12 protein-coding genes are annotated in these 16,111 nt (G+C 69.8%); 8 read left to right on the top strand and 4 right to left on the bottom strand.

What is annotated here, in order from left to right; all coding sequences use genetic code 11:
- Positions 1-220 precede the first annotated feature (220 nt).
- Positions 221-1,054: an HAD family hydrolase gene (locus QF030_RS23485; RefSeq protein WP_307164615.1), complete on the top strand. Its 834-nt coding sequence runs from the start codon at positions 221-223 to the stop codon at positions 1,052-1,054.
- A gap of 429 nt (positions 1,055-1,483) precedes the next feature.
- On the opposite strand, the gene QF030_RS23480 is transcribed toward QF030_RS23485, so the two are convergent.
- Entirely contained in the window at positions 1,484-2,308 is an 825-nt protein-coding gene (locus QF030_RS23480) for an oxidoreductase (protein ID WP_307164614.1), read from the bottom strand.
- Between the two features lie 101 nt (positions 2,309-2,409).
- On the opposite strand from QF030_RS23480, the gene QF030_RS23475 reads away from it, so the two are divergent.
- Positions 2,410-3,390: an ATP-binding protein gene (locus QF030_RS23475; protein ID WP_307164613.1), complete on the top strand. Its 981-nt coding sequence runs from the start codon at positions 2,410-2,412 to the stop codon at positions 3,388-3,390.
- A gap of 195 nt (positions 3,391-3,585) precedes the next feature.
- On the opposite strand, the gene QF030_RS23470 is transcribed toward QF030_RS23475, so the two are convergent.
- On the bottom strand, positions 3,586-4,866 hold the full coding sequence (locus QF030_RS23470) for a polysaccharide deacetylase family protein (RefSeq protein WP_307164612.1): 1,281 nt from the start codon (positions 4,864-4,866) through the stop codon (positions 3,586-3,588).
- 334 nt (positions 4,867-5,200) lie between these two features.
- On the opposite strand from QF030_RS23470, the gene QF030_RS23465 reads away from it, so the two are divergent.
- The 6 genes from QF030_RS23465 to QF030_RS23440 all read left to right on the top strand — a co-directional run bounded on the left by QF030_RS23465 (position 5,201) and on the right by QF030_RS23440 (position 13,775).
- Positions 5,201-7,966, top strand: coding sequence for a bifunctional SulP family inorganic anion transporter/carbonic anhydrase (locus QF030_RS23465; RefSeq protein WP_307164611.1), 2,766 nt, complete (start codon positions 5,201-5,203; stop codon positions 7,964-7,966).
- Between the two features lie 369 nt (positions 7,967-8,335).
- Positions 8,336-10,300 carry an acetate--CoA ligase gene (acs, locus tag QF030_RS23460; protein WP_307164610.1) on the top strand — a complete coding sequence of 655 codons (1,965 nt, stop codon included), beginning with the start codon at positions 8,336-8,338 and terminating at the stop codon, positions 10,298-10,300.
- Positions 10,301-10,485: 185 nt separating this feature from the next.
- On the top strand, positions 10,486-11,931 hold the full coding sequence (nhaA, locus tag QF030_RS23455) for a Na+/H+ antiporter NhaA (RefSeq protein WP_307164609.1): 1,446 nt from the start codon (positions 10,486-10,488) through the stop codon (positions 11,929-11,931).
- Positions 11,932-12,029: 98 nt separating this feature from the next.
- A complete protein-coding gene (locus QF030_RS23450) occupies positions 12,030-12,518 on the top strand; it encodes a phage holin family protein (protein WP_307164608.1) in 489 nt (162 codons plus the stop codon).
- Complete coding sequence (locus tag QF030_RS23445) at positions 12,515-13,465, top strand: alpha/beta fold hydrolase (RefSeq protein WP_307164607.1); 951 nt, start codon at positions 12,515-12,517, stop codon at positions 13,463-13,465. The genes QF030_RS23450 and QF030_RS23445 overlap by 4 nt, the downstream gene beginning before the upstream one ends.
- 127 nt (positions 13,466-13,592) lie before the next feature.
- Positions 13,593-13,775 carry a hypothetical protein gene (locus tag QF030_RS23440; RefSeq protein ID WP_307164606.1) on the top strand — a complete coding sequence of 61 codons (183 nt, stop codon included), beginning with the start codon at positions 13,593-13,595 and terminating at the stop codon, positions 13,773-13,775.
- A gap of 62 nt (positions 13,776-13,837) precedes the next feature.
- Here the strand turns inward: QF030_RS23440 and QF030_RS23435 are convergent, their stop codons facing one another.
- A complete protein-coding gene (locus tag QF030_RS23435; RefSeq protein ID WP_307164605.1) occupies positions 13,838-15,037 on the bottom strand; it encodes a MarP family serine protease in 1,200 nt (399 codons plus the stop codon).
- A 120-nt stretch (positions 15,038-15,157) separates the two neighbouring features.
- A complete protein-coding gene (locus QF030_RS23430; RefSeq protein WP_307164604.1) occupies positions 15,158-15,853 on the bottom strand; it encodes an NUDIX hydrolase in 696 nt (231 codons plus the stop codon).
- Between the last annotated feature and the right edge of the window lie 258 nt (positions 15,854-16,111).

Below are 16,111 nucleotides of genomic sequence, written 5' to 3'. Positions count from 1 at the left end.
CGATGCGACCCGAAGGCCGCGTTCAGAACTGGAAAATGCACCCGGACATGCGACGACCCCCGCCGGGGGGGAGAGCGGGGGTCGCCTTCACGGCCGACTCGGGGGGGGAGGAGCCGGACCGCGTTAGCACGGTCGCGAACGATCCGTGACTTCCATGGTGTACCCGAGAGCCTTCTCAGGCAAACCCACGCGCCAAGCTTACGCCGAATGGGCTGCCCCTATGCTCATGGTTGTGGAAAACCACTCCTTGCCCCGCACAGCGGCCTTCTTTGACCTGGACAAGACGGTCATTGCGAAGTCGAGCACGCTCACCTTCAGCAAGTCCTTCTACCAAGGCGGTCTGATCAACCGCAGGGCCGCCCTGCGGACCGCGTACGCCCAGTTCGTGTTCCTCGTGGGCGGTATGGACCACGACCAGATGGAGCGGACTCGCGAGTACCTGTCCGCACTCGTGCGCGGCTGGAACGTCCAACAGGTGAAGGAGATCGTGGCCGAGACCCTTCACGACCTGATCGACCCGCTGATCTACGACGAGGCGGCCTCCCTGATCGAGGAACACCACACGGCCGGCCGGGACGTCGTGATCGTGTCGACCTCGGGCGCCGAGGTGGTCGAGCCGATCGGTGAACTGCTCGGCGCGGACCGCGTGGTCGCCACCCGCATGGTCGTGGGCGAGGACGGTTGCTTCACGGGCGAGGTGGAGTACTACGCCTACGGCCCGACGAAGGCGGAGGCGATCAAGGAGCTGGCCGAGTCCGAGGGCTACGACCTGTCGCGCTGTTACGCGTACAGCGACTCGGCGACCGACCTGCCCATGCTGAAAGCGGTGGGGCACCCGCACGCCGTGAACCCCGACCGGGCCCTGCGGCGCGAGGCCGTTGCGCGGGGGTGGCCGATTCTCGATTTCCACCGTCCGGTGCGCCTCAAGCAGCGGATTCCCTCGTTCTCCGTACCGCCCCGCCCCGCGCTCGTCGCGGTAGCGGCCATAGGAGCGGCGGCGGCCACCGCGGGCCTCGTCTGGTACGCGAGCCGACGCCGGGCGACGACCGTCTGAAAAGGCCGCCCGCGCGCGGGTGGCCCGTCACCACTGGGATCGTCACCACTCAGGATGCCCGTTCCCTACCTGTTTGGGAGCAAAGCAAAGAACTGGTGCCAGCACTTCCGCTTGTCCAGGTCCAGGAGTACAAAGGACTTAACGGCCCGCGAGACCAAGGACATCCGAGAGGATGACCTTAATAACGCATTCGGCCCCACGGACCGCGCATGGCCACTGGGCACCCACGCGACGTCGACCCGTCGATTACGGGCCAGCCGCACCAGGTCACGGGCAAAGTTCCCGGCCTGATGGGCAATATTTCGAGGACGCTTGGTAACCGGGTGAGCATGCCAGCGGCGGTACGACGACTCGTACCGCCGCAACCCTTTGTGAGGCCCCCCGCGTGAGGGGCCTTTCGCGTACCCGGGGTTCACGCGCGCGTGTGGCTCACGCCGCCCCGCGCTGAAGCGCCTCGCACACCGCCGTCGACTCGCGGGCGCCCAGCTCGACCGCCCTGCCGCAGTGGGCGATCCAGGCCGCCATGCCGTCCGGGGTGCCGGAGACGTAGCCCTCCAGGGCCGCCAGGTAGGCCGCCCGCCCCAGTTCGGCGTGCCCCACCTCGGCCGGGCACACCGACTTGGGGTCAAGACCGCTGCCGATCAGGACGATGCGCTCGGCGGCCCGCGCGACCAGGCCGTTGTGGGAGGTGAACGGGCGCAGGGCCAACAGCTCGCCGTGGACGACGGAGGCCGTCACCAGGGCGGGCGCGGAGCCTCCCGCGATGATCAGCTCGGACAGCCCTTCCAGGCGGCCGGCCACCTCGGCGGCGCCCGGCAGCGGCAGCTCGATCAGCGGCTCGTCGACCGCTTCGCCGGCCTGGCGCGGACGTCCGACCTGGTCGTCACCGGTCGCCGCGGCCACCAGGTGCAGCCGCGCCAGCACCCGCAGCGGCGACTGGCGCCAGATGGACAGCAACTGTCCCGCCTCGGCGGACAGCCGCAGAGCCGCACCCATGACGCGCGACTCGTCGTCGGCGCTGAAGTCGGTGCGCCGACGTACCTCTTCCAGCGCCCAGTCCGCGCCGGACAGGGCAGCCGAGCCACGGGCGCCGCGCAGTGCGGCCTCGGAGGTGATCTCGGTGCTGCGGCGGCGCATGACGCGGTGTCCGTAGACCCGGTCAACGGCCTTGCGCATGGTCTCCACGGACTCGGCCACACCGGGCAGGGAACCCAGGGCCGCGAGCGGATCGGCGGACGCGCCTGTCGTACTCATGAGTACGACAGTACGCAACGAGCACGCGGACCCCACGAAGGAGTGGTCTTCTTCACGCACTCCTGCCACGTACAGCGATCACGGCACTACTCTTTGTGAACATGAAAATTGCTTTCGTCGGGAAGGGCGGCAGCGGCAAGACCACCCTGTCCTCCCTGTTCATCCGCCACCTCGTCGGCGACGGTCGGCCCGTGATCGCGGTCGACGCGGACATCAACCAGCACTTGGGCCCCGCTCTCGGCCTCGACGAGGCGGAGGCCGCCGAGCTGCCCGCCATGGGCGACCGGCTCCCGCTGATCAAGGACTACCTGCGCGGCTCCAACCCTCGCGTCGGCTCGGCCGAAACGATGATCAAGACGACACCGCCCGGCGAGGGCTCCCGTTTGCTGCGGGTACGCGAGAACAACCCGGTGTACGACGCCTGCGCACGGCCCGTGGAACTCGACGGCGGCGCCGTCCGTTTGATGGTGACGGGCCCCTTCACGGACGCCGACCTGGGGGTCTCCTGCTACCACTCCAAGACGGGAGCGGTGGAGCTGTGCCTGAACCACCTGGTGGACGGCCGTGACGAGTACGTCGTGGTCGACATGACCGCGGGCTCGGACTCCTTCGCCTCCGGGATGTTCACCCGCTTCGACATCACGTTCCTCGTCGCCGAACCGACCCGGAAGGGGGTCTCCGTCTATCGCCAGTACAAGGAGTACGCCCGCGACTTCGGCGTCGAGCTGAAGGTCGTCGGCAACAAGGTGCAGGGTCAGGACGACCTCGACTTCCTGCGCGCCGAGGTCGGGGACGACCTGCTCGTGACGGTCGGCCACTCGGACTGGGTCCGCGCCATGGAGAAGGGCCGGCCGCCTCGGTTCGAACTTCTGGAGGACACCAACCGCCAGGCCCTGCGTCTGCTCCGGACGACCGTCGACTCGGCGTACGAAAGGCGCGACTGGGAGCGCTACACCCGGCAGATGGTGCACTTCCACCTGAAGAACGCCGAGTCCTGGGGCAATGCGCGGACCGGGGTCGACCTGGCGGCCCAGGTCGACCCCGGATTCGTCCTCGGCGAAAGCCTCACGGCCTCCGTGTGACGACTTCTGAATGACCGCCTCCGGGTGACGGCCTCCGGGTGACCGCCTCCGGGTGACCGCCTTCGGGCGACCGCCTTCGGGCGACCGCCTTCGGGTGACCGCCTTCGGGTCACGGTTCCTGGCGGTGAAGGCCCTTGGCCGTGACGGTTCCGTCAGGTGGCACCCCTCGCTGTGGCGCCTGTCCCGTCCGGGCGCCTACTGCCTGACCGCGGGAGCCCCGGGCACGCCCTTCGGAGCCGGGGCGGGGCTGCCGGGCAGGAAGGACGCCCAGCCGTGCTTCGGGGACTCGCCGACCTCGAGCGTGCGCAGCTTGGCCAGGGCCTTCGGGTCCTGGGCGTCCAGCCAGTCGGCGAGCTGCCGGAAGGACACACAGCGCACGTCCGGCTTGTTGCAGACGTTCTCGACGACCTCCTGGACGGCGCGCATGTACGTGCCGCCGTTCCAGGACTCGAAGTGGTTGCCGATGATCAGCGGCGCGCGGTTGCCGTAGTAGGCACGGTCGAAGCCCTTGAGCAGCCCGTCACGCATCTGGTGGCCCCAGAACTCGCGCTTGTCGGGGTCGCCCTGGCTGGAGGTGCCGGACTGGTTGACCATGAAGTTGTAGTCCATGGTGAGCTGCTCGTAGGAGTGGCCGGGGAAGGGCACGAGCTGCATCGACAGGTCCCACAGGCCCTGCTTCTTGCCGGGCCACACCTGGTTGTTGACGCCGCTGGTGTCGTAGCGGAAGCCCAGCTCGCGGGCGGCCTTCATGAAGTTCTTCTGGCCCTCGAGGCAAGGGGTGCGGGCGCCGATGAGTTCCTTGTCGTAGTCGAAGGGCAAAGGCGCCGCGTCCTTCATCCCGGTGTTGGTCTTCCAGGTCCTCACGAACCGCTTGGCCTGGTCGATCTCCTCCTTCCACTCCTCGACCGACCACTCGCCGACACCACCGTTCTTGCCGCAGAAGTGGCCGTTGAAGTGGGTGCCGATCTCGTTGCCCTCCAGCCACGCCAGACGCAGCTGCTTCACGGTCTCGGCGATGCCCTGCTCGTCGTTGAAGCCGATGTCGGAACGGCCCGGCGAGTGCTGTGGCGGCCTGTACAGGTCGGCCTTCTCCTCCGGCAGCATGTACACGCCGCTGAGGAAGTACGTCATGGTCGCGTGGTTGGCCTTGGACACCTGGCGGAAGTGGGAGAACAACTTCTGACTGTCCTCGCCGGCGCCGTCCCAGGAGAAGACCACGAACTGCGGTGGCTTCTGGCCCGGGTTCAGCCGCTCGGGGCGGGGCAGGTGGGGCTGCGCTCCGGTGTACGCGGTGGAGCCGTCGCCGATCAGGCGGACGACGCTCTTGGGAGCCGGAACCGGTTTCGCCTTCTGCGGGCCCGGCACTCCTTCCTCGGCACCGCGGGAACCCCCGGTTCCCGATCCGCAACCGGCGAGCGATGCGGCGACAGCCGCGGCGACCACTGCGCCCGCGGCGATCCTCTGGGTGGCGGCCATCTTCCGCCCACCTTCTTCCTTCTCTCGGCCAACGCCGACGAGGGCGTTCTCTGGTGACGCGCCGGGACGAGCCGGCAGCGCCGTCAAGGTCGCACGGAGTCGAGAAGGAATTAGTACGACAAGCCGACAAAAAGGCCACTTCACCCTTGGGAGTGATTACATGCCCCATTTGCCGCAAAAATCCATGCTTGGCCTTTACTCTGCATTACGATCTGTTTACCGAGCGTTGATTTTCATCCCGCCGCTGCACGCCGTGACCCACGGCCGCGACCCCCCGCCCCAACCGGGGGACCACATGTTCCGCGACCGCGCTGCCCCGGAGGAGACGGGAACCATGTCCGCCTGCGCCCCCACCCGCACCGCCCACTCGACGCACGCACAGCGCGTCCAGCCACCCCACGCCCCCCCACCGGCCCCGCACCGCCGCTTCCGCATCGCGGGCGCCGACGTGTCCGCCTCGATCGCGGTCTTCCTGATCGCCCTCCCCCTGTCCCTCGGCATCGCCCTCGCCACCGGCGCGCCCCTCCAGGCCGGTCTCGTCGCCGCCGCCGTGGGCGGGATCGTCGCCGGGTCGATCGGCGGTGCACCGCTCCAGGTCAGCGGCCCCGCAGCCGGCCTGACGGTGGTCACCGCCGATCTCATCCAGCGCTACGGCTGGCGCACGACATGCGCCATCACCGTCCTCGCCGGACTCGCCCAGCTGGGTCTCGGCTGCCTTCGCGTGGCGCGCACCGCCCTCGCCGTCAGCCCCGCCATCGTGCACGGCATGCTCGCCGGCATCGGCGTCACCATCGCCGTCGCCCAACTGCACGTCGTCCTCGGCGGCACCCCCCAGAGTTCGGTCCTCGACAATCTCCGTGCTCTGCCCGCCCAGTTGGCCGGACTGCAACCTGCGGCCGTCGCCGTGAGCGCGCTGACCCTGACCCTGCTGCTGCTCTGGCCGCGCATCCCCGGCCGGGTGGGCCGCCTGGTGCGGAAGGTGCCCGCCGCACTCGTCGCGGTCACCGGCGCCACAGCTGTCGCGGCGCTGGCGGGTCTCACCCTGCCCAAGGTGGACCTGCCGTCCTGGAGCAGTCACGCGCTGGCGGGACTGCCCGAGGGACCGGTGCTCGGGATCGTGGCCGCCGTCCTCACGACCACCCTGGTGTGCAGCGTGCAGTCGCTGCTCGGCGCGGTCGCCGTGGACAAGCTGATCGCCTCGCGTCCGGACCTGCTCAGCGCCCGCTCCAGCCGTGTCGGCCGTTCCGACCTGGACCGCGAACTGCTGGGCCAGGGCGCGGCCAACATCGTCTCCGGAGCACTCGGCGGACTGCCGGTGGCGGGCGTGGCCGTGCGCAGTTCCGCAAACGTCCAAGCCGGTGCCGTGAGCCGGAACTCCACGATGTTGCACGGCGTTCTCGTAGTAGTCGCCGCGCTGCTGATGGTCCCCATCCTGGATCTCATCCCGCTCGCCTCACTCGCCGCCCTGGTGATGGCCGTCGGCATCCAGATGGTGTCCCTGCACCACATTCGCACGGTGACCCGCCACCGTGAGGTGCTGGTGTACGCCGTCACCACCCTCGGCGTGGTGTTCCTCGGCGTCCTGGAGGGCGTGACGATCGGCATCGCCGTGGCCGTGGCCGTCGCCCTGCATCGCCTCGCCCGCACCCGCATCACGCACCACGAGCAGGAAGGAGTCCATCACGTACACGTAAGAGGCCAGTTGACGTTCCTCGCCGTGCCTCGACTGAGCCGCGTCCTGCATCTCGTACCCCGAGCCACCCGGGCGGTCGTCGAGTTGGACGGCTCCTTCATGGACCACGCGGCGTACGAGGCCCTACAGGACTGGCAGAAGACGCACACCGCCCAAGGCGGCTCCGTCGAGCTGACCGGCCGCCGCTCCGGTACGGGGTTCGACTCCGGAATCGACGTCGAGGCGTACGCCGAGGCAGGCGTCGGCTCCCGCAGCAATACCAGCGCCGACATCGGTATCGGTACCGGAGAGGGTGACTCGACCGCTCCCCCAGCCCTCGATCCCGCTCGCGTCGGCGAGGCACCTATCGCGGACTGCCGGTGCCGTCCCTGGACGCCATGGCGCAACCACCAGTGCGAAGTCCCACGGGGAACGACGCAGACAGCACAGACACCACAGGCGCCGGAGACCACGTCGGCGCCCACACCGGCACCGGCTTGGGCGCCGCTGACAGCACAGCCGACGGAGGTGACCGCCGCAGCACACCCAGCGGAGGCGGCGGGGTCGCCCGAAGCAGCCCGGAGGAGGGGACGGGAAGAGACGACAGAGTTCACGGAGCTCACAGAGCCGGCGAAGCCAGGAGACTCGGAACAGCCGGAACAGCCGGGGCAGTCGAGGCAATTGGGACAGCCGGAACAGGAAGGGCAGCCGGCCCAGGAAGGGCCGGAGGTCGTCGAGCCGAGTGGGCGTCAACTGGTCCGTGGTATCAGCGCGTTCCAGCGCAACACCGCACCGCTGGTGCGGGGCGAGCTGGCGCGGCTGGCCCGGGAGGGGCAGCAGCCCACCCAGCTCTTCCTCACCTGCGCCGACTCCCGGCTCGTCACCTCGATGATCACCTCCAGTGGTCCGGGAGACCTGTTCGTGGTGCGCAACGTCGGCAACCTCGTGCCGCCGCCCGGTGAGGAGTGCGGGGACGACTCGGTGGCGGCGGCGATCGAGTACGCGGTGGACGTGCTGAAGGTGCGGTCCATCACGGTCTGCGGGCACTCCGGGTGCGGCGCCATGCAGGCACTGCTCGACGCCGAACCGGGCGAAGCGCGGACCCCGTTGCAGCGGTGGCTGCGGCACGGTCTGCCGAGTCTGGAGCGGATGGTCGACGACGGCCGTCCCCGCGCCGGACTGGCCGGGCGTGCGCCGGCGGACGCGGTGGAGCAGCTCTGTCTGACCAACGTGGTCCAGCAGCTGGAGCACCTACGGGCCCACGACTCGGTGGCCCGCTCCCTGCGAAGCGGGGCGCTGGAGCTGCACGGACTGTACTTCCACGTGGGCGAGGCCCAGACGTACCTGCTCGCCGAGATGGCCGCGGGCTCGGGTGAGGCCAAGGGCGAGTTGTTCGGTCATGTGGGAGACGCGGACCTGCCGGCCTGAACCGGCGCGATCGCGATGCCTCACGCGTCCCCGCCCTCTCGCGACTTCGCGCGGGGCGGGGACGCGGGCGGTGCAGCGCGCGGCACGGCTGGATGTGAAAGGCGTTACACGGGCTGAACTACGTCCGGTCCTGGTCCGTGGGTACGGATGACCCCCTGGCCCATCCAGGGGGGCGACCTCCGGCCACCGGGAACAAGGTCGAGAAGCAGTGGACTCCGACAGGTCTAAACCAATTTCCGGTCGGCCCTTGTCACCGGACCCCCGGGTCTGATGAGCTGTGGCCTGGGACACAACGGACACGGACACCCTTCGAGAGGGAGATGTCGTGAGCAACGAATCCTTGGCCGACCTGCTGAGGGAGGAGAGGTAATGACCGACGAACGTTCTTCACTCTCCAACCTGCTCAAGGAAGAGCGCAGGTTCGCGCCGCCCGCCGAACTGGCGGCCGACGCCAACGTCACGGCGGAGGCGTACGAGCAGGCCAAGGCGGACAGGCTCGGCTTCTGGGCCGAGCAGGCCCGTCGGCTGACCTGGGCCAAGGAGCCGACCGAGACGCTGGACTGGTCGAACCCGCCGTTCGCCAAGTGGTTCAAGGACGGCGAACTCAACGTCGCCTACAACTGCGTCGACCGGCATGTGGAGGCCGGGCACGGCGACCGGGTCGCCATCCACTTCGAGGGCGAGCCCGGCGACAGCCGCTCCCTCACCTACGCCGAGCTCAAGGACGAGGTCTCCAAGGCCGCCAACGCCCTGGTGGAGCTGGGGGTCCAGAAGGGCGACCGGGTCGCCGTCTACATGCCGATGATCCCCGAGACGGCGATCGCGATGCTGGCCTGCGCCCGGATCGGCGCCGCGCACTCCGTCGTCTTCGGCGGGTTCTCGGCCGACGCGCTGGCCACCCGGATCCAGGACGCGGACGCACGGGTCGTCATCACGTCCGACGGCGGGTACCGGCGCGGCAAGCCGTCCGCGCTGAAGCCGGCCGTCGACGACGCGGCCGACCGCGCCGGCAACGTCGAGCATGTGCTCGTCGTCCGGCGCACGGGCCAGGACGTCGCCTGGAACGGTGAGCGGGACGTGTGGTGGCACGAGATCGTCGAGCGTCAGTCGGCCGAGCACACGCCCGAGGCGTTCGACGCGGAGCACCCGCTCTTCATCCTGTACACGTCCGGCACCACGGGTAAGCCGAAGGGCATCCTGCACACCTCCGGCGGTTACCTCACGCAGACCGCGTACACCCACCACGCTGTCTTCGACCTCAAGCCGGAGACCGACGTCTACTGGTGCACGGCCGACGTCGGCTGGGTCACCGGCCACTCCTACATCGTCTACGGACCGCTGGCCAACGGCGCGACGCAGGTCATGTACGAGGGCACGCCCGACACCCCTCATCAGGGCCGCTTCTGGGAGATCGTGCAGAAGTACGGGGTGACGATCCTGTACACGGCGCCGACCGCCATCCGTACGTTCATGAAGTGGGGCGACGACATCCCCGCGAAGTTCGATCTCAGCAGCCTGCGGGTGCTCGGCTCGGTCGGTGAGCCGATCAACCCCGAGGCCTGGATCTGGTACCGCAAGCACATCGGCGCCGACCGCACCCCGATCGTCGACACCTGGTGGCAGACCGAGACCGGCGCGATGATGATCTCGCCGCTGCCGGGCGTCACCGCCACCAAGCCCGGCTCCGCACAGACACCGCTGCCCGGCATCTGCGCCACCGTCGTCGACGACGAGGCGAACGAGGTGCCCGACGGCGGCGGCGGCTACCTGGTCCTCACCGAACCGTGGCCGTCGATGCTGCGGACCATCTGGGGCGACGACCAGCGCTTCCTCGACACCTACTGGGCGCGTTTCGAGGGTCGCTACTTCGCCGGTGACGGGGCGAAGAAGGACGACGACGGCGACATCTGGCTCCTCGGGCGGGTCGACGACGTGATGCTCGTGTCGGGCCACAACATCTCCACCACGGAGGTCGAGTCGGCGCTCGTGTCCCACCCGGCCGTCGCCGAGGCGGCCGTCGTCGGCGCGGCGGACGAGACCACCGGACAGGCCATCGTCGCCTTCGTCATCCTGCGGGGCACGGCGAACGCCGAGGACGAGCAGCTCGTCGCCGACCTGCGCAACCACGTCGGCGCCACGCTCGGCCCGATCGCCAAGCCCAAGCGCATCATGCCGGTCGCGGAGCTGCCGAAGACCCGCTCCGGCAAGATCATGCGCCGGCTGCTGCGGGATGTCGCCGAGAACCGCCAGCTCGGGGACGTCACCACGCTGACCGACTCCACGGTCATGGACCTCATCCAGGCCAAGCTCCCGGCCGCGCCCAGCGAGGACTGAGCCGGCGAGGACTGATCCCGTCAGGGAAGGGCGCCCGGCGACCATCGAGCCGGGCGCCCTTTTCGCGCCTATCATGAGGGTTGTCGGATTTATCCGAGCGTGTTCTAGGTAGGCTGAAGAAAAGGTGCGCCGGGAAGTCTGGTCGGCAAGTACTCAGTGCTGCCCACCGACCGGAGGCCCCCACCGTGCCCGCGCCCCGCAACACCGCCCCCCGTAAGGTCCTCGGACGGCTGTCCCTCCCCGAGCGGAACTTCGTCGCGGAGGCACTGCGCGCCGAGACCGTCGGCGGTGTGCTGTTGCTCGTCGCCGCCGTCGCCGCACTGGTCTGGGCGAACGCACCCGGGCTGCACGACAGCTACGAGAGCGTCAGCCACTTCCACCTCGGACCCGAAGCCCTCGGCCTGAACCTCTCGGTCGCGCACTGGGCCGCCGACGGCCTGCTCGCGATCTTCTTCTTCGTCGCCGGTATCGAACTCAAGCGAGAACTCGTCGCCGGCGATCTCAAGGACCCCAGGGCCGCCGCGCTCCCCGTGGCGGCCGCGCTGTGCGGGATGGCCGTGCCCGCGCTCGTCTACACGCTGACCAACATCAGCGGCGGTGGCTCAACGGCTGGTTGGGCGGTGCCCACGGCCACCGACATCGCGTTCGCGCTCGCCGTGCTGGCCGTCATCGGCACATCCCTGCCGAGCGCGCTGCGCGCCTTCCTGCTCACCCTCGCGGTCGTCGACGACCTGCTCGCGATCCTGATCATCGCGGTGTTCTTCACGAGCGGTATCGACTTCGTGGCGCTGGGCGGCGCGGCCGTCGGCCTCCTCGTGTTCTGGCTGCTGCTGCGCAAGGGCGTGAGCGGCTGGTACGTCTACGTCCCCCTCGCGCTCGTCATCTGGGCGCTGATGTACAACAGCGGCGTGCACGCCACCGTCGCCGGGGTCGCGATGGGCCTGATGCTGCGCTGCACGACGCGCGAAGGTGAGGACCAGTCACCCGGCGAGCGGATCGAGCACCTCGTCCGGCCTCTCTCCGCGGGCCTCGCGGTGCCGCTGTTCGCCCTGTTCAGCGCCGGTGTGGCAATCTCGGGCAACGCGCTCACGGATGTCTTCGGCAAGCCGGAGACGCTCGGCGTCGTCCTCGGTCTCGTCGTCGGCAAGACGATCGGCATCTTCGGCGGGACCTGGCTGACCGCGCGCTTCACCCGCGCCTCGCTGAGCGAGGACCTCGCCTGGGCGGACGTCCTCGCCGTCGCGTCCCTCGCCGGCATCGGGTTCACCGTGTCGCTGCTGATCGGCGAACTCGCCTTCGAGGGCGACCCCACCCTGACCGACGAGGTCAAGGCCGCCGTCCTGCTCGGCTCGCTGATCGCGGCGAGCATCGCGACGGTTCTGCTGAAGCTGCGCAACGCCGAGTACCGCCGGATGTGTGAGGCCGAGGAGCGCGACGACGACCTCGACGGCATCCCGGACATGTACGAGGAGGACGACCCGGCCTACCACCTGAGGATGGCGGAGATCTACGACGGCAAGGCCGCCGAGCACCGCCGCCGGGCCGAGGAGCTCGACCGCGAGAGCCGCCCCGAGGAGACTCGCGGAGAGGCCGGGGAGGGGCCGACACGCGCCACGGGCCTACCGAAGTGACGGGCGGGGCAGGCGAGGAGGGCGACCGTCCGGCATGATCTGACGGGACGGTACAAAAGAAGCCAGAAGCAGCACAGCAGCAGGAGAGGGAGAACGCGATGAGCGCACCCGACGGCAGCCCGGTCGGCGCCGAACGCAGCATCGGCCAGCTGTTCGCCTCGGCGACGACCGAATTGTCGGCGCTGGTGCACGACGAGATCGCACTGGCCAAGGCGCAGCTGAAGCAGGACGTCAAGCGCGGGGCCATGAGCGGTGGGGCGTTCTCGGTGGCCGGCGCGGTCCTGGTGTTCTCCCTTCCGATGCTCAACTTCGCGCTGGCGTACGGCATCCGGACCTGGAGCGACTGGAACCTCGCGATCTGCTTCCTGCTCTCCTTCGCGGCGAACGTGCTCGTCGCGCTCGTCCTCGTGCTGATCGGCGTGGTCTTCGCGAAGAAGGCGCAGAAGGGCAAGGGCCCGCAGAAGGTCGCCGCCTCCATGAAGGAGTCGGCGGGCGTCCTGCAGAACGCCAAGCCGCACCCGCGGCCCGAGCTCCCGCAGGACCGGGTCCCGGAAGCCATCGAGGCTGTGGCACGCTCGTCCTCATGACGGACCCCGCCACTCCTCCGGCCCAGCCCGCTTCGGTCGTACGGCCGGACGCCGTCTGCGGCGTGCAGGTCACCCATCGCGAGGTCGCCGCGAACGGTGCCCGCTTCCACATCGCCGAGGTCGGCGACGGTCCGCTGGTCATGCTCGTCCACGGCTTTCCGCAGTTCTGGTGGACGTGGCGGCATCAGCTGGTCGCGCTGGCCGACGCGGGCTTCCGGGCCGTCGCGATGGACCTGCGGGGCGTGGGCGGCAGCGACCGCACGCCGCGCGGCTACGACCCGGCGAACCTGGCTCTCGACATCACCGGCGTGATCCGTTCCCTGGGCGAGCCGGACGCCGCGCTGGTCGGCCATGACCTGGGCGGTTACCTGGCGTGGACGGCGGCCGTGATGCGCCCCAAGCTCGTCCGGAGGCTCGCCGTCGCCTCGATGCCGCATCCCCGGCGCTGGCGCTCGGCGATGCTCGCGGACGTCCGGCAGACGACCGCGAGCTCCCACATCTGGGGGTTCCAGCGGCCATGGATCCCCGAGCGGCAGCTCACCGCCGACGGCGGCGAACTGGTGGGCCGGCTGATCCGGGACTGGTCCGGGCCGCGCCTGCCGGAGGACGACGCGGTGGAGACGTACCAGCGCGCCATGTGCATCCCCTCCACCGCGCACTGCGCCGTCGAGCCGTACCGGTGGCTGGTGCGCTCGATGGCCCGGCCGGACGGCGTCCAGTTCTACCGGCGCATGAAGCGGCCCGTGCGCGTGCCCACGCTGCATCTGCACGGATCCCTCGATCCGGTGATGCGCACCCGTAGCGCGGCCGGCTCCGGGGAGTACGTCGAAGCGCCGTACCGCTGGCGGCTGTTCGACGGTCTCGGCCACTTCCCGCATGAAGAGGACCCGGTCGCTTTCTCCACCGAACTGGTCAACTGGCTGAAGGATCCCGAGCCAGATCGGTGACCGCGCGGTCGCGCCCGGCACCCGGTTCTGAACGCCTGTACGACGACCGGCCAAATGCCCGGCGCATAGGCCAATTGGCCGCTCCGATAGCGGTTATCGACCTTGGGGCAGGGGCAGACGTCGGTGTATGGGCTGGACGCACGACTACAGTGATGCAGCACGCAACCGCCGCTCGGCCAGTGGCCTGAGCCCCCACCAACGAGGTGCCGACCCGCAACTGCCGGGCTCCGAGCTCCGAGTGGGCATTCCGCGCATCCTGCGCCGCCGGGCCCGTTGGGTCTCGGTCCGCTTGCGTCACCCTCGAGGCTGACCCGGCGAAGGATTCGAGGGGCCCTTGGCGGGGCCCCTCGGCAGGATCCTCTCCGGTGTTCGTCAAAGGGCGCAGCTGTCGCTGTCCACCTGCTGGCCCGCGGTACGCCCCTCGGTGATGTCCTGCTGAATCTCGTCCGCGGTGAGGGCGTAGCCGGTTTCGGCGTCGTCGAGGGACTTCGCGAAGACCACGCCGTACACCTTGCCGTCGGTGGTGAGCAGCGGGCCTCCGGAGTTGCCCTGACGGACCGTCGTGAACAGCGAGTACACGTCACGGCGCACGGTGGTGCGGTGGTAGATGTCCGGGCCGTTGGCCGTGATGCGACCGCGCACCCGCGCGGCGCGGACGTCGTACGACCCGTTCTCCGGGAACCCGGCGACGATCGCGTCGTCACCGCTCACCGCGTCCTTGGTGGTGAACTCCAGCACGGGCGCGTCGAGATCGGGTACGTCCAGGACGGCGATGTCGCGCTTCCAGTCGTACAGGACGACCGTGGCGTCGTACTTGCGGCCCTCGCCGCCTATCTGGACGGTGGGTTCGTCGACGCCGCCCACGACGTGCGCGTTGGTCATGACGCGACGCTCACCGAAGACGAAGCCGGTGCCTTCCAGGACCTTGCCGCAGCTCTCCGCGGTGCCCATGACCTTGACGATGGAACGCTGCGCGCGCTTGGCCACCGCGCTGTTCGCCAGGGCCGGGTCGGGCGGCTGGACGTCGGTGATCGGCTCGTTGGAGAACGGGCTGAAGACCTGCGGGAAGCCGTTCTGCGCGAGGACGGAGGAGAAGTCGGCGAACCAGGTGTCGGCCCGGTCGGGCAGCGCGTCGGACACCCCGTGCAGCACCTTGGAGCTGCGGACCTCCTTGCCCAGCGTGGGCAGGGTGGTGCCGGCGAGGGCGGATCCGATCAGCCACGCCACCAGCAGCATCGCCACGACGTTGACCAGCGCGCCGCCGGTCGCGTCCAGCGCGCGGGCCGGCGACCAGGTGATGTACCGGCGCAGCTTGTTGCCGAGGTGGGTGGTGAGGGCCTGGCCGATCGAGGCGCAGACGATCACGACGATGACCGCGACGACGGCGGCCGTGGTGCTCACCTCGGAGTTGTCGGTCAACGCGTCCCAGATCACGGGCAGCAGGTATACGGCGACGAGGCCGCCCCCCAGGAAACCGATCACCGACAGGATCCCGACGACGAAGCCCTGGCGGTAGCCGACGACCGCGAACCAGACGGCCGCTACCGACAACAGGATGTCCAGCACGTTCACCGCTTCGCGCCTCGCCTCGTCAATTCGCGGTCACCACAGGCCGGCCGGGGGTCCGACCCGCCGCGAAGCGGCGATGGGGCACAGCTTCCCCCGGACATACACAGCACGGTGGACACCCTGTCATGACCGCCAGTCGAGCGGGACCTGCTTCTCGCGGTCCCAGGGGCGCTCCCAGCCCGCGAAGTGCAGCAGGCGGTCGATCACACCGGCCGTGAAACCCCACACCAGGGCGGATTCGACCAGAAATGCCGGGCCGCGGTGACCACTGGGGTGCAAGGCCATGGCACGGTTGTCCGCGTCCGTGAGATCCGCCACGGGAACGGTGAAGACGCGGGCCGTCTCCGCCGGGTCGACGACGCCGACCGGGCTCGGCTCACGCCACCAGCCCAGAACCGGGGTGACGACGAAGCCGCTGACCGGGATGTACAACTTGGGCAGCACACCGAAGAGCTGGACGCCGGCCGGATCGAGCCCGGTCTCCTCCTCGGCCTCGCGCAGGGCGGCCCGGAGCGGCCCGTCGCCGTGCGGGTCGCCGTCCTGCGGGTCGAGGGCGCCACCCGGGAAAGAGGGCTGGCCGGGGTGGGAGCGCAGGGAGCTGGCGCGCTCCATGAGCAACAGCTCGGGGCCGCGCTCCCCCTCACCGAACAGGATCAGGACGGCGGACTGGCGCCCCGCGCCGTTCTCCGGGGGCAGGAAGCGGCTGAGCTGGAGGGGCTGGACCGTCTCCACAGCGTGCACCACCGGGTCCAGCCAGGCGGGCAGGCCTTCTTTGCTCAGCGCCACCGCACCGCCCTGCGTGTTGCTCGCACGTGTCATCGGCACACCACCCCCCGTTCTGCCCTGTCCAACGCCCGGGAACCGACAGATCGTTCCGCGGGCCGTCCCCCGATCGTGTGTGTCACGGGTGTCCTGCGGGCCGCACCCGTCGTGCGGGCCGTACCCGTCGCCGCAGGTGTCCTGCGTGCCGTACCCCTTGTACCCGTCGTGCGGCCGGCACGCGTCATGCGAGTCGTACGCGTCGTGGCGGCCGTACCCGTCGCGTGGGCGGCACGCGTCCTGCGGGTCGTCCGCATC

Source organism: Streptomyces rishiriensis (assembly GCF_030815485.1).
In the GTDB taxonomy this organism is placed as follows: Bacteria; Actinomycetota; Actinomycetes; order Streptomycetales; family Streptomycetaceae; genus Streptomyces; species Streptomyces rishiriensis_A.
The sequence above is the reverse complement of the archived record's forward strand: the minus strand, read 5'-3'. Positions and strand labels throughout refer to the sequence as shown.